This is a genomic window from Labrys sp. F242, from assembly GCF_057813875.1.
The window spans coordinates 1,619,409-1,633,152 of record NZ_JBVASG010000001.1 but is presented as its reverse complement, the minus strand read 5'-3'; the positions used below and the strand labels follow the sequence as shown (position 1 = coordinate 1,633,152).

The following is a 13,744-nucleotide window of genomic DNA, read 5'->3' as shown; positions in this document are numbered from 1 at the left end:
CAAGAACATATCGAGGAGGAAAGCATGACCAAATATGTCGGGTCCATCGATCAAGGCACGACCAGTACTCGCTTCATCATCTTCGACCGTCGCGGCGAGATCATCTCCGTCGACCAGAAGGAACATGAGCAGATCTATCCCAAGCCCGGCTGGGTCGAGCATGATCCGGCAGAGATCTGGCGCAACACCCAGAGCGTGATTGCCGGAGCCCTGAAAAAGAAGGGACTGACCACGGCCAACCTCACATCGGTAGGTATCACCAACCAGCGCGAGACGGCGGTCCTGTGGAATCGCAAGACCGGCGCGGCGGTGCACAACGCCCTTGTCTGGATGGACACCCGCACCGATAAGCTCGTGGGCAAATTCGCCAAGGATGGCGGCCAGGATCGCCTGCGCGCCAAGACCGGCCTGCCGCTGGCAACCTATTTCTCAGGCCTGAAGCTGCGCTGGCTGCTGGACAACGTGCCCGGCGCCCAGAAGGCGGCAGAAGCGGGCGACCTCCTCTTCGGCAACCTCGACACCTGGCTGGTGTGGAACCTCACCGGCGGCACCAAGGGTGGCTTGCACCTGACCGACGTCACCAATGCCTCGCGTACCCAGATGATGAACCTGGAGACGCTGGACTGGGATGCCGATATTCTCAACCTGTTCGACATCCCGCGGGCCTGCCTGCCGCAGATCCGCTCCTCCAGCGAAGTCTACGGCAAATGCACCGGCGTGCTGGCCGACATCCCGGTGGCAGGCATCCTCGGTGACCAGCAAGCCGCCCTGTTCGGCCAGGCCTGCCTGCAGCCGGGCGAGGCGAAGAACACCTATGGCACCGGCTGCTTCATGCTGATGAACACCGGCGACAAGCCCTTCCACTCGACGGCCGGCCTGCTGACCACGCTTGGCTACAAGCTCGGCGACAACAAGCCCGTCTATGCCCTGGAAGGCTCGATCGCCATCGCCGGCGCTCTGGTGCAGTGGCTGCGCGACAACCTCAACCTGGTGAAAACCGCACCAGAGATCGAGTCTCTCGCCAATACCGTGAAGGACAATGGCGACGTCTATTTCGTGCCGGCCTTCTCCGGCCTCTACGCGCCGCACTGGAAGGAGAGCGCCCGCGGCGTGATCGCCGGCCTGACACGCTTTGCCAATAGGGGCCATATCGCGCGCGCCGCACTGGAGGCGACCGCCTATCAGACCCGCGAAGTGCTCGACGCCATGACCAAGGATTCGGGCGTTCAGATCAAGGAGCTGCGGACCGATGGCGGCATGGTCGTCAATGAACTCCTGATGCAGTTCCAGTCCGACATCCTCAATGTTCCGGTGGTGCGTCCCAAGGTCATCGAGACGACTGCATTGGGTTCGGCCTACGCGGCCGGCCTGGCGACGGGCTATTGGAACTCCACCAAGGACATCTCGGAAAACTGGGGCGTCGACAAGCGCTGGCATCCAATGATGAAGGAAGAGCAGCGCAGCAAGCTCTTCAGCGCCTGGAACAAGGCCGTCAGCCGCTCGCTCGACTGGGTCGACTGATCAACACCGGCAAAAGGGCCGCACCGGGGGGTGCCGCCCCATAACAAGAGGAAACATACCATGGCAGTTGGGTTTATTGGCGAGCTCATGGGCACCGCTACGCTCGTCCTGTTCGGTGACGGCGTGGTCGCCAATGTGCTGCTGGCCAAGAACAAGGGCCAGAACTCCGGCTGGATCGTCATCACCGCCGGCTGGGCCTTCGCCGTGCTCTGCGGCGTGCTCGTCGCCGTTGCGGCGGGTGCCCCGGGCCACCTCAATCCGGCGGTGACCCTCGCTTTCGCCACTGCGACCGGCGATTGGAACAATGTCGTCCCGTTCATCGCGGCCCAGTTCATCGGCGCCTTCATCGGTGCGATCCTGGTCTGGCTCGCCCATCTGCTGCATTGGGGCGAAACCGAAGACCAGGGTCTCAAGCTCGCCGTTTTCTGCACCGGTCCCGCCATTCGTAACTATGGCGCCAATCTGGTGACGGAAATCATCGGCGGCTTCGCCCTGCTGTTCGTGGTCGCGGCCATCGGCTCCAAGGCCGTGGCAACGCCGGGTTATCTCGCCCCCTTCATCGTCGGCATGGTGGTCTGGGGCATCGGCGTCTCGCTTGGCGGTCCCACCGGCTATGCCATCAATCCGGCCCGCGACCTCGGTCCGCGCATCGCCCACGCCGTGTTGCCGATCCCCGGCAAGGGCGGTTCGGACTGGGGCTATTCCTGGGTGCCTGTCGTCGGCCCGGTGATCGGCGGCATCGTCGCCCTTATGCTCGCCAAGGCGACCGGCATGATGTAACGGGCGCGCCTGCAAGAGGCCAAGCGTCTTACTCGTGAAAATGGCCGGTTCATCCGGCCATTTTTATTGCCGCGACCGCGCCGGCCACCGTAGCGGCACCGCAGATCCGTCGATTTCGCGGCCCCCTGGGCATAGCCGGTTGAGGCTATCCTCGAAACAACTCTCGGTGCCGCCGGCCTTCCCAAAATATCATCGTCCGCAACAGCCGCTGGAGCCAAGATCGATGACGTTGCGTATCACGACAGCGTCACGCGCCTTCGCGAAAATTCGCCGGTCATACCAGCTTGCATAATGTTTGACCTGTGTATGCAAACTGTCGGGCTGTCATTCTCAGCCCCGACTTGCGATGCAAGTCGGGGCGACGGCGCCGCCGAAGGCGGTGGGAAGGGAATCCAGGGGCGTCAAGGCTCGACTTTGGCCCCTGGATTCCCTTCCCTCGCTGCGCTCGGCCGGGAATGACAGGGCAAACATTATGCAAGCTGGTATCAGCTCTTGAAGGTCGGGGGACTTCATGTCGAACATGGTTGCCCATAGCCGGCCAACGCCGATTGCACTTGTACGCTTGCTTGCCGTGATCGTCCTGCCGGTCATCAGCGCAATCCCCCTCTCATCTTCCGCCGTCGCCGCCGCCTCAATCGAGTGGGAAATCGTCAACCGTTTTCCATTCTTCAAGGACGAGTTCTTCTTCACTACTCTTGCGGACATCTATGCGCAATTACCCGAAGCCCAACGCCGTGATGAACCCGTCATAGCGTTGGAGCGCCAGATGGAGGATTTGGCGGCCCGCCGAGAGTTGCCGGATATCTTCGGTCCCAAGGATCTAGTCGAGCATAGCGGCTGGACTTCCAGCCTTGTCGAGCACACTTGCTTCGACGAAGCAAAATCTGGCCACCGCGGTTGCATGCTGAACAATGACGAGAACTTCATCGATCAGCGTAAAACGACCGCCATCGCCTGGTTGAAGGAGGCCCCCAAGGGGCAGAGCTGCGAATGGCTCGTGAATGGCAATACGATTGGTAGCGGCGCTTGCGAGGGCAAGATGAAATTGCCCCCTATCGAATTCGAACAAAACTTCGCACTTTCCGTGAAGGCAAATGGCCAGGAGATCGCACGCTCCGACGCTCAGAAAGCGCACCGCGCCGTCATCGTCGGCATGGGCGATTCATTTGCCGCAGGCGAAGGCAATCCAGATCGCCCGGTACAGTTTGTCGACAAGCACAACAACTACAACGGCTCCTCTCCCAAGCGTTCAGGGTATCGTCTATATCCGCTGAGTGAGGGCACGGTTCCCGGGCGCGGCGGCAGCCTCGGCGTCAAGGCAAAATGGCTCAATGAACAATGTCATCGCTCGCTCTACTCGCATCAGCTTCGCGCGGCGCTGCAGATCGCATTGGAACAGCCCCAGGTCAGCGTGACCTATCTTGGCTATGCTTGTACGGGCGCGGCCGTGCAGGAAGGTTTGGTCGGCCAGTGGGGTGCCCGCAGCGATCCAGCCGTCGGCAGGGATGACTCATCCCAGATCGTGAAAGCATTACGCGACCTTTGCGCCGACAGAACGAACGCCTATGACTGGCCGAACAGAACGAACGCAGCGGCGGAAATCAGGCGATGCCAGCGCCTGCGCCACCCCATCAATGTCCTGCTAGTGAGTGTAGGCGGCAACGATGTCGGGTTTGCCAGCGTAATCGCCCGCGAAGCCATCAATTCCTCGGGAGTTCCCTGGTATTACATCTTTCGAAAGGCCCGGTACGATCTTTGGCTCAAAGCCGTGGGACCGATTTCCTTCGAGACGGCTATCGCCAGACAGGGCAACCTGCCCCGCCTCTACCGCCTCTTTCGAAAAACCTTGCAAACGAGCGGTTTGAAACCCGGCCAGATAATTCAGACAGGCTATCCACAGCTCATGAAAACCGCCGCCGGCTCCTGTGCAAAGAGCAATGCCGGCATGGATGTCCATGCCATTCTCGGCACCCGTTCACGCACAGGAGAACGCGCCGTTTCGTTCGTCTCGGATTTCAACCAGCGGATCGAGAAATCAACCCCCGCTATCGCGGGCACTCCCCCCGTGACTGTGGTGCATGACTTCGCCGAAGGTTTCGCTGGACATTCGCTCTGCGACGGTGACGGACGGCCAGGCGACAACATGGTCTTTCCCGACTATGATTTGGTGCGGCACGCTTGGTCGCCCTACGCTCCCTGGACGTGGCGCGCCTATCGGCCGCGCCAACGTTGGTTCGTGACACCGAACGATGCTTTCCTGACGGGGCATTACATGCGGACGAAAGCAGGCAGTGGCGGTGACCCCGACACGGTCGGCATCGCCCAACCTCTCCTCGCCGCTACACTATCGGGTGCTTTCCATCCCAATGCGCTTGGTCAGGCAGCCATCGGCGATGGGCTAATGAAAGCATTGCGCGACAAGTTGGACTTGCATCTTCCTGCTACGGCGCCGCAGTGACTGAGCGCCCGCGATAATTAACCATCTTCAGCGAATGTCTGAACTCCCTCTTCACCGCAACCAAACAGCAAATTGAAGCTATTCGACGCCGTGCCCGGGGTATATTTGCCAATAAACCCGATCGATCTAACCATCCGGACCACGACCATTAACACATTGGGCTGAATCTTGTCTGACGGAGCCTTGGTTCTGTCCGATTCGAGATCAACAGTTAATATTCAGTAAATGAGCTATTCATCGTAGCGTAGCGTAAGGATGCTCAAGGATGAAGAGACTTCCGGGTTTGATCCTGATCACCGGTCTTGCCGTCAGCACGGCTTCCTGCAGTTCCAGCCCGGCTGGGCGGGCCTTCAATGGGGCCCTGATCGGTGGCACCAGCGGGGCCATCGTCGGCAGCCTGGTCGCTCGTCAGCCGACCACCGGTGCGTTGGTCGGCGGCGCCATCGGGGCAACCACAGGCGCCGTCGTCGGTCTCGTCACGACGCCCGAGCCGGCGAGGACCAGTTGGTTCTGAAGCCAGCGCTCAAAGCTCGCCCTGGAGCGTTTTGCGATTTGACGGCGCGCTTTGCTCTGGGAAGCAGAGTCCGTGGCGCCAGCCGGACAGCCAGAGGCAACGCGGACTGGTACCAGTTCCGCCCCTCCAATTGACGTTCGCGCCCACCGAGCGCCATAGTCCGGCTGTCGTTTTACGGCATGTGCGGAGTGGCCTCGATGTCGAGACCGGTCATGGGCCTGGCGGGGACCGTCATTCTGACGATCGGCACGGCGCTGCCGGCATTCTCGTCGGAACAGACGCCGTGGCCACCTCGCGATCCCGGGCAGCCCGATGCGAGCGTGGCCATCACGAGCGCCTGGGCCGCCGTGCTGCGAGACATTCACGACTTCGCAGGCCTGCAGAAGGCGGCCGGCGCCGGCGGCAAGCTTCTTTCCGTCGATGCCGATCTGGAAACGCCCAGAGCGATCTATAGCTGGCGGGGATTGCATGGCCGCGGGCGGATGAGGGTTTTTCTCTATCGCACCGGGGATTTTGGCGTAGCGATCACGCCCGCGGACGGAGCGGGCGAAATCACCATGAACAATGCGGGGGCCTTCGTTTGCCCGACCTGCTCGCCCCCGGTCGATGCCTGCGGCCGGCGACCGTCATGGGTGTCGCACAGTGTGCATTGGGATGGCTCGGACTGCCATTGCACCATCACCGGCCCGCAGACACTTCGGCCCGGCCCGTGTTGAAGGCAGGTTCGGCCTAGTCGAAACCGGCAACCAGGATCAGCTCTCGGCTATCCGGCCTGACTGGCTGATAATCCCAATCCCCGTACCATGTCTGCCGCGAAAACCCGGCTTTCGCGGCGAGCGCCGATATCGCGGCCTGTGACGCGAAGCGCAATGTGCTGTGGCTGCAGACTTCCGTTCCATCTTCAAAACGATAGATGGAGCGGAACGATACCAGTTCGCCCCTCTTCTCGACATTGACATGAGCCGTGCCGGCACCTGTCGAGGGGCCCGACATCGATTGGCCGGCCCATTGTTTCCAGATCTGCGCGTCCGGATTGCGCGTCTCGAAAGCGAAACGCCCTCCTGGCACGAGTCTTTGCTTCACGGCCTGGAAGAAGGCCAGCGACGTCTCGTCGTCGAGCAAAACCTGGAAAGCATGCCCAGTCATCACCGCGAGATCGAAAGGCCCCTGGACGTCGCTGACCAATCCGTGAACCCAGCGCACCAGATGCCCATGCGGACGCAAGCGAGCGATGTCCAGCATGGCTGCGGCAGGATCGACGGCCGTGACGTCATGCCCCTGCCTGGCAAAGGCTGCTGCCATCATCCCCGTCCCGCATCCGATGTCGAGGATGGCCTGGGCCTGCCTCCCCGCCAAGGCGAGGTAGAACTCGCTGTCCGCCCCCCAGGGGTTCTGCACGTCGTAGAGAGCCGCAAGACGTGGGTCCGTGTAATGCGCGCTCAGCTCATTCAACAGCCACGATCCCGAACCGCCGCCTGACCTGTTCGGCTCTTTCCGGAGCCACGCGGACGGAAACATGGGTGACGCCATCCTCATCGGTCTCGCGAGCCAGCACGTCGGTATTGGCATGGAGCCAGGCAAGGCCTGCACCGTCCGCCGGCGGGATGTCGATGGCAAGCGTCAGGCGCCCGGCAGCAACCACCGCCTCGACCCGATCAAGCAGCACCGGCAGTCCTTCCCCGGTCACGGCCGAGACGACGATCGGTCGATTTTCGCCATCACGCCGTGAAGCCGTCAACAACGCTTCGCGCGCCGGCTCTTCGATGAGATCGACCTTGTTCCAGACCTCGATCACCGACTGCCCGGCGCCCTCCTCGATACCGAGGCTGGCCAGGATGGAGCGCACATCGCCAGCCTGGGCTTCGGTATCACCATGAGAGATATCGCGCACATGCAGGATGACATTCGCTTCCAGCACCTCTTCCAGCGTGGCACGGAAGGCCGCGACCAGCATGGTCGGCAATTCGGAAATGAACCCCACCGTATCCGACAGGATTGCCTTGGTGCCGTGCGGCAGCTTGAGCGCGCGCAGCGTCGGATCCAGCGTGGCGAACAACATGTCTTCCGCCAGTACCTCGGCTCGGGTCAGGCGATTGAATAGTGTCGACTTGCCGGCATTGGTATAGCCGACCAGCGCCACGATCGGATAAGGCACCTTGCGCCGGCTGGCGCGGTGCAAGGAACGGGTGCGTTTCACCTGCTCCAGTTCACGCTCCAGCTTGACGATGCGATCCTGCAGAAGGCGCCGGTCCGACTCGATCTGGGTTTCGCCGGGACCGCCGAGGAAGCCGCCGCCGCCGCGCTGGCGTTCGAGATGGGTCCAGGACCGGACGAGGCGTCCCTTCTGATAGTTGAGATGGGCGAGCTCGACCTGCAGCGTGCCTTCCTTGGTGCGCGCACGCCGGCCGAAGATTTCCAGAATCAAGCCGGTGCGATCGATCACCTTGGCGCCCCAGGCTTTCTCGAGATTGCGCTGCTGCACGGGCGACAGGGCGCAATCCATCAGCACGAGGGTGATCTCCTCGGCCTCGACGACCGCCTTGATCTCCTCGACCTTGCCCTTGCCGATATAGGTCGAGGGGCGGATTTCCCCGAGCGTGACCACGACGGCGCCGACCACGTTGAGATCGATGGCACCGGCGAGGCCGACGGCCTCCTCGAGCTTGGCTTCGGGTGATCGAACCAAATCGCTTTCGCTCCGGCGCGAAAGCACCGGAGCGACGACGTAGGTTCTTGTGCCGGAAGCAACTTCCAGCTCATGCGCATCGATGCGGTGCGCCGGATCCTTGAGAGTATTTGCTGTCAAACGTCAACTTTCGGGCGGGGTTGCCCCCACCACCGCCGGTACGGCAAGAATCAAAGCTTGTCCGCGCCTTCGATCTCACCGCCTTCGAAGAGCTGGACGGGGTGGCCCGGCATGATCGTCGAAATCGCGTGCTTGTAGACCAACTGGGAATGACCGTCGCGGCGCAAAAGCACGCAAAAATTGTCAAACCAGGTCACAACGCCTTGCAACTTCACACCATTCACCAGGAAGATCGTGAGCGGGATCTTGTTCTTGCGGACATTGTTGAGAAACGTGTCCTGTAGATTTTGGGTGCGCTCCGCCGCCATAATACCCCCGAAACTCCTTGACCGCGGTTGGTCCGCGGACATTCACAAGCAAAATCAGCCAACGCTGACGCGCCTGCCTTTCATGCAATCATCCTACATAGTCGACGGGGATGCTGCGTCGCGCAAGCAAAAGTTTGCAATCCCAACGCGTCATTCCGCCCAATCTGTCGGAATGATCGCAGATGGAGGTCAAGCCGTCATCTGTCAAGCAGCAATGGTATGCCCGCCACTAAAGTGAACGCTCGGCCACCTCGTGAAAGCGTGCCCGTAACCGCACCGTGATGGCCCCCGGCTTGCCATCACCGATGGTCGTATCGTCGATGCGCACCACCGGCATGATCAGCGCCGTCGCCGCCGTCACGAAGGCCTCTTTGGCCGCCTTGGCCTCAGCCAGTGTGAAAGGCCGTTCGCCGACCAGCAGATTGTCACGCCGGGCAAGGTCCAGCAGTGTGGTGCGGGTGACACCGCGCAGAATGCCGCTCTCGGCCGGGCGCGTCAGCAGGGTATTTTCCCGGGTGATGATCCAGGCATTGCTGGCCGCCCCTTCGGTGACGTAGCCGTCCTTGTCGACGAACCAGGCCTCCTTGGCGCCGCGCTCCTTGGCCCGTTGCCGCGCCAGTGCATTGGGCAAAAGCCCCGTGGATTTGATATCGACCCGCTCCCAGCGATTATCCGGCAGGCTAATCACCGAAATACCGCTCGCAGCGCCGGCCTCCGCCTTGCTGCGATCGACGGAGCGGGCGGTCACCACCAAGGTAGGCGGCGTATCTGCCGCCGGAAACACGAAATCGCGCCGGGCCGCTCCGCGCGTCACCTGAAGATAAACCAGGCCGTCGCGGACGCGGTTGCGCCGGACGGTCTCACGCACGATCACCCTGAGAGCCCCCTCCCCGGCCGGCATGGCGATGCCCAGTTCCGAAAGCGAGCGCTTGAGCCGGTCCAGATGACGGGTTTCGTCGATGAGCCGACCGCCGAAAACCTCGCAGACCTCATAAACCCCGTCGGCAAACTGGAAACCGCGGTCCTCGACATGCACGCAGGCATCACGCAGCGGCACATAGACCCCGTTCACATAGGCAATACGGCTCATCACGGCCTCGGGCAAGCTTCGGCCGGCACCAGACAGCAAAGCTCACCGCCCAGACTCGGCCAAGATTTGGCAACCCTCACGGTGTGCCGCAGATTCAGGTCAGTGACAACCTGCGATCGGCCGTCATGGCAGCCAGAAAGGCGAGCCCTGGGCAAAACGCTTCCACAGCTTGTGCAACGAGCCGGCGGCGACTTCCTTGTCGCGGGCCTGCCAGCCACTGATCAAGCCAGCACCACGATGCAGGGCGGCATCCGGCGATTCGTCAGTGAGCACCGTCAGCAGACCACCCGTCGTCGCCGCGTCATTGGCGAGGCCAAGCCCTTCCTGGAGGTCCGCGAGCCGGGCGAGATAACGCTGCGCCTCTTCCTTGGTATCATAGACGCTGCGGAAGAATTCGGCACCATAACGCAGCTTCTTCAGCACGAGCCGCAATTCGTGCTGGGCCACAGGCTCCAGCCGCCTGAAATGCTTTCCCCCTTTCAGGGCACGGCGATGCAGCCGTTCGAGCGCCTGGCGGGCGAACAGGTCGGCCGTCTCCGCCAGGATGCCGAGCGAGCCGCTGGCGATGTCGTTGCGCCAGGCACGCCTTTCGACGGTGCGGCCGAGCGTCAGCAGGAAACGATTATAGCGGGCGCCGGCGAACAGCTCGCGCAAATGCTGATAGCCATGCAGCCGTCGCGGCTCGACATGAGCCCGCATCGCGGCAAAGGCCTTCTCGTCAGGGCAATGGGCTTCGATGCCGGGAATCGTATCCACCACCAGCACATCCCAATTGCGCACGGGGCCCAGCGTGGATGCCAGCCATTTGGCCTCGACCGCCAGCAGCGCGAGGGTCGGTGAGCCGATCTGGCGCTGGAGGATCGAAATCGCGGTGCGCATGCGTCGCAGCGCCACTCGCATCTGGTGCACGCCCTCGGGCGTCCTGCCCTCCTCCACCACGGCCTGATTGGCCGCCATATGGCGGTGGCAGTCGCCGAGCAGCTTGGCGACGATCTCGTCGACATTGTCGCCGGCACCGATGCTGCCCTTGCTGGCCCGCACGCCCTCGGCGGGCGGATCATAGGCGAGCCTGTAGCCGCGATCGGCTTTCGCCAGCGTGCCGACGCGAAGAGGGGCGGCATCGAGCAGGGCCAGGGCAACATCGTAAAGGGCGCCGGCGTCGCCGCCCTTGAGCTCGAGCTCGAGCTCGCAGATGGCCTCGCGGCGCTCTCCGACCCGTATCTCCCCCTGGTCGAAGGCGAGCTCCAGATTGGCGGCCGGCAGGTCGAGTGCCTGGATGCGCCTGCGAAACTTGGTGACGAAGACCGCCTCGAGCACGCCGTTGCCGACGCCGTCCATACCGATTTCCAGCGCCTCGGGCGGCAGCAGCGCCAGATCCGGCTCCAGGCTCGGCACGGGCACTTCCCATTCATGGCGAGCCAGGGGATTGGTGCCGCTGGTCGGGCGTTTCAGGGTCTGAATGAAGGTCTTGCCGCTCTTGCGCACCCTGAGGGCGATCTTGTTGCGGTAGAGCTGGCGATCGGGCGTGTCGTAATAGGCGTTCTCGAAATTGCGAAAGACGCCGCGATTGCGCGCATGCTGGGCAATGACCGGAACTGCAGCCAGAGAATCGAAGCTGCCGGCGGGGGCCAGCAGCTTGAGCTCGATTTCCCGATTGGCAGCCGGGACCGGCAATGTCGGTGCTGGCATTGCCGGTGCGGGTCTACTGCCTGTTTCCACGTCTTTACTCCGAGCGACGCCACCTCTTGGGCCGACCAGGCCGCTCGATGACAATTTCATGACGGAACGGACCTATGGCAGATCAGAATGTCACATACTACCGAGCGCCGGGGCTAAATTTTACCTTCAACACAAAGCTATGGCTGCGGAAAATCTCGATCGACCGCCTTCAGCCGGTCCAGCCGCCGTCGATGATATGGATCTGTCCCGTCGTATAGGTAGCGCCGGCGAGATAGACGACGAGGTCGGCAATTTCCTCGGGCTGGCCAATTCGCCCGATCGGCTGGCGCGCGACGAAAGCGGCGCGTGCCGCCTCATAATCGCCGGTCGCCTCCAGTCTTTCGCGCAGGGAGGGACTTTCGACAGTGCCGGGCGCGATGGCGTTGCAGCGTATGCCCTTGCTCACATAATCGGCCGCAACTGATTTGGTGATGCCGACCACGGCCGACTTCGAGGCCTGATACGCAAAACGGTTGGGGATTCCCTTCACCGACGACGCCACCGAAGACATGTTGATGATGCTGCCGTCGCCGCGCTCCAGCATATGCGGCAGGAAAGCCCGGATCATGCGGAACATCGCGGTGACGTTGAGATCGAAGGCGAAATTCCAGTCCTTCTCCGTACAGTCGAGAATCGTGCCGGCATGGACGACGCCGGCGCAGTTGAAGAGAATGTCGGCCTGGGGTCCATGACGTTCGGCGAAGGCGGCGATCGCCTCCGGCGACAGCACGTCCAGCCGTTCGATGACGATGCCTTCAACCCCGGCAAGATCTGCCAGCTTGTCCTCGGCAATGTCGGTGGCGACCACGCGCGCGCCGGCGCGGGCCAACGCGATCGCGGAAGCGCGGCCGATCCCTTGGGCTGCCGCGGTGACAAGGGCTGTCTTGCCCTGCAAGGATTGGGACATTTCACTCTCCGTCGTCGATCTCCGGCTCAGCCGGCTCTTTGCTCAAGGCTTGGCAAGTGGCTTCTTCTTGATCGTGCCCTTGGCTCGACCAGGAAGAAGCAGCAAGTTATCAAACATTTGCAGAGTTTCCTGGCGAAGCCCATCCACGAGCCTCACCAGGAAATTCTGCGTAGTGCGGCGGGCAGGACAATTTCAGGCGTGCCCGCCCGCTCCCCCGATTGATAGCTGCATTTGTATGATATATTCAAATAGCAATCGTTGCAGAGTGCGAGCGGCAGCCCGCCAACCAGGGTCCCGCCCCGGAAAGGCACGAACTTACCCCTGGCCCGGTTGCCCGGGCCATCCCTGTCCCATATGGTCGGCGCCGCATCGAGTTTCTGAGTCTGACAAGGCGGTATTATGTCCGGACAGCGCACCTATCTTTATGTCGGCGGCCCCACGCGGCCCACGCCGTATTATCCAACCAACAACGCCAAGGGCATTTCCACCTTCTCCTTCGACCAGGCAACCGGTGCCATCGCACCGGTCGGTTTGATCGAGGGTATCGACAATCCCACCTGGATCGGCGTCGACGCCAAACGCAAAGTCCTGCACGTCAACAGCGAAGTGTTCGGCTGGAACGAGGGTACGGTCTCGGCCTATGCGGTCGATCCTGCCGACGGCACGCTGAGCTACATCAACAAACAGCCGACCCTGGGCAGCATCGCGGCCTTCAACAGCCATGACCGCAACGCCAACTTCCTGCTCGTCGCCAATTACAGCCTGACCCCGGAAGGCGAGTTGCCCAACAAGGCGATCGCAGTATTGCCGATCCGCGAGGATGGCGGCCTGAAGGCCGCGGTCAGCGATGCCACCCATGCGGGCACGGGACCGGATCCGGAGCGTCAGGAACGCCCGCATCCCCACTGCGTACGCGTCACGCCGGATAACCGCCACATCGTGGTTGCCGACCTCGGGCTCGACCTTCTGGTCGTTTACCGCTTCGATGCCCAGACCGGGGCGATCGCCCGTGCCGGAGCCGCTTCTGTTCCTGCCGGCGCAGGCCCTCGCCATTTCGTCTTCCACCCACGCGGCAATCTGCTCTATGTCGCCAACGAACTCGATTCCACCGTGACCTCCTTCGTTTTCGAGGCGGACCAGGCCAAGCTCACATCGGTCAGCACGATTTCCGCACTGCCCGAATCGGCCGGGTCGGGCAGCTTCTGCTCGGAGATCGCGATTTCGGCCGACGGTGCCTATCTCTACGTCGCCAATCGCGGCCATGACAGCATCGGCGTCATCGCCCTCGACAGTGAAGGCGGCATGGTGCTGGAGCACAGCGTACCCTGCGGCGGGCAGTTTCCCCGCCATTTCGCCATCGATCCCTCGGGCAATTTCCTGGTCGCCGCCAGCCAGAACAGCGACAAGCTCGCCGTCTTTGCCATCAACAAGGAGAGCGGCGAGCTGACCCCGACCGGTACGGAAATCCAGATCGGTACGCCGACCTGCGTGGCCTTCCTTCAGATCGACGAAGCGTAAGGCTTCTTCCAGAAAGGCCGGCGGCCTTTTCGCTTAAGAAAATGCGTTGAAACAAGAGGTTGAAGCAAAGTGCGATTTGTCCAAATCGCACTTTGCTTCAAGATCTGGCATTGCGAAGGGCGC

12 protein-coding genes are annotated in these 13,744 nt (G+C 62.2%); 6 read left to right on the top strand and 6 right to left on the bottom strand.

All coding sequences use genetic code 11. The features are described 5' to 3' along the window. Nucleotides 1-24 precede the first annotated feature (24 nt). The 5 genes from glpK (at nucleotide 25) to ACZYTC_RS07555 (ending at nucleotide 5,989) form a co-directional block, all read left to right on the top strand. Nucleotides 25-1,521, top strand: a complete 1,497-nt coding sequence (gene glpK / locus ACZYTC_RS07575) for a glycerol kinase GlpK (RefSeq protein WP_488989236.1) — start codon at nucleotides 25-27, stop codon at nucleotides 1,519-1,521. A gap of 60 nt (nucleotides 1,522-1,581) precedes the next feature. After that, on the top strand, nucleotides 1,582-2,301 hold the full coding sequence (locus ACZYTC_RS07570; RefSeq protein WP_488989235.1) for an MIP/aquaporin family protein: 720 nt from the start codon (nucleotides 1,582-1,584) through the stop codon (nucleotides 2,299-2,301). Between the two features lie 511 nt (nucleotides 2,302-2,812). Next, nucleotides 2,813-4,759 (top strand): SGNH/GDSL hydrolase family protein, encoded by a 1,947-nt coding sequence (locus ACZYTC_RS07565; RefSeq protein WP_488989234.1) that lies wholly within the window; start codon nucleotides 2,813-2,815, stop codon nucleotides 4,757-4,759. 265 nt (nucleotides 4,760-5,024) lie between these two features. Next, the gene (locus tag ACZYTC_RS07560; RefSeq protein WP_105862915.1) at nucleotides 5,025-5,273 is read left to right on the top strand and encodes a YMGG-like glycine zipper-containing protein; all 249 of its coding nucleotides are present in this window, start codon (nucleotides 5,025-5,027) and stop codon (nucleotides 5,271-5,273) included. A gap of 197 nt (nucleotides 5,274-5,470) precedes the next feature. After that, nucleotides 5,471-5,989 (top strand): hypothetical protein, encoded by a 519-nt coding sequence (locus tag ACZYTC_RS07555; protein WP_488989233.1) that lies wholly within the window; start codon nucleotides 5,471-5,473, stop codon nucleotides 5,987-5,989. 13 nt (nucleotides 5,990-6,002) lie between these two features. Here the strand turns inward: ACZYTC_RS07555 and ACZYTC_RS07550 are convergent, their stop codons facing one another. From ACZYTC_RS07550 to ACZYTC_RS07525, 6 genes are all read right to left on the bottom strand, one after another. After that, nucleotides 6,003-6,725 carry a class I SAM-dependent methyltransferase gene (locus ACZYTC_RS07550; RefSeq protein WP_434956673.1) on the bottom strand — a complete coding sequence of 241 codons (723 nt, stop codon included), beginning with the start codon at nucleotides 6,723-6,725 and terminating at the stop codon, nucleotides 6,003-6,005. Next, a complete protein-coding gene (gene hflX, locus ACZYTC_RS07545; protein ID WP_441771886.1) occupies nucleotides 6,718-8,079 on the bottom strand; it encodes a GTPase HflX in 1,362 nt (453 codons plus the stop codon). Before hflX ends, ACZYTC_RS07550 begins: the two co-directional genes overlap by 8 nt. Nucleotides 8,080-8,129: 50 nt before the next feature. Then, a complete protein-coding gene (gene hfq, locus ACZYTC_RS07540) occupies nucleotides 8,130-8,387 on the bottom strand; it encodes an RNA chaperone Hfq (RefSeq protein WP_068290859.1) in 258 nt (85 codons plus the stop codon). Nucleotides 8,388-8,616: 229 nt separating this feature from the next. Further along, nucleotides 8,617-9,477, bottom strand: a complete 861-nt coding sequence (locus ACZYTC_RS07535) for a D-amino-acid transaminase (protein WP_488989232.1) — start codon at nucleotides 9,475-9,477, stop codon at nucleotides 8,617-8,619. Nucleotides 9,478-9,600: 123 nt separating this feature from the next. Continuing rightward, nucleotides 9,601-11,196, bottom strand: coding sequence for a CYTH and CHAD domain-containing protein (locus ACZYTC_RS07530; protein ID WP_434956676.1), 1,596 nt, complete (start codon nucleotides 11,194-11,196; stop codon nucleotides 9,601-9,603). 169 nt (nucleotides 11,197-11,365) lie between these two features. Beyond that, nucleotides 11,366-12,103: an SDR family oxidoreductase gene (locus ACZYTC_RS07525; RefSeq protein WP_441771887.1), complete on the bottom strand. Its 738-nt coding sequence runs from the start codon at nucleotides 12,101-12,103 to the stop codon at nucleotides 11,366-11,368. Nucleotides 12,104-12,502: 399 nt separating this feature from the next. Between ACZYTC_RS07525 and ACZYTC_RS07520 the strand changes: the two genes are divergently transcribed. After that, entirely contained in the window at nucleotides 12,503-13,621 is a 1,119-nt protein-coding gene (locus ACZYTC_RS07520; RefSeq protein WP_488989231.1) for a lactonase family protein, read from the top strand. Nucleotides 13,622-13,744 lie beyond the last annotated feature (123 nt).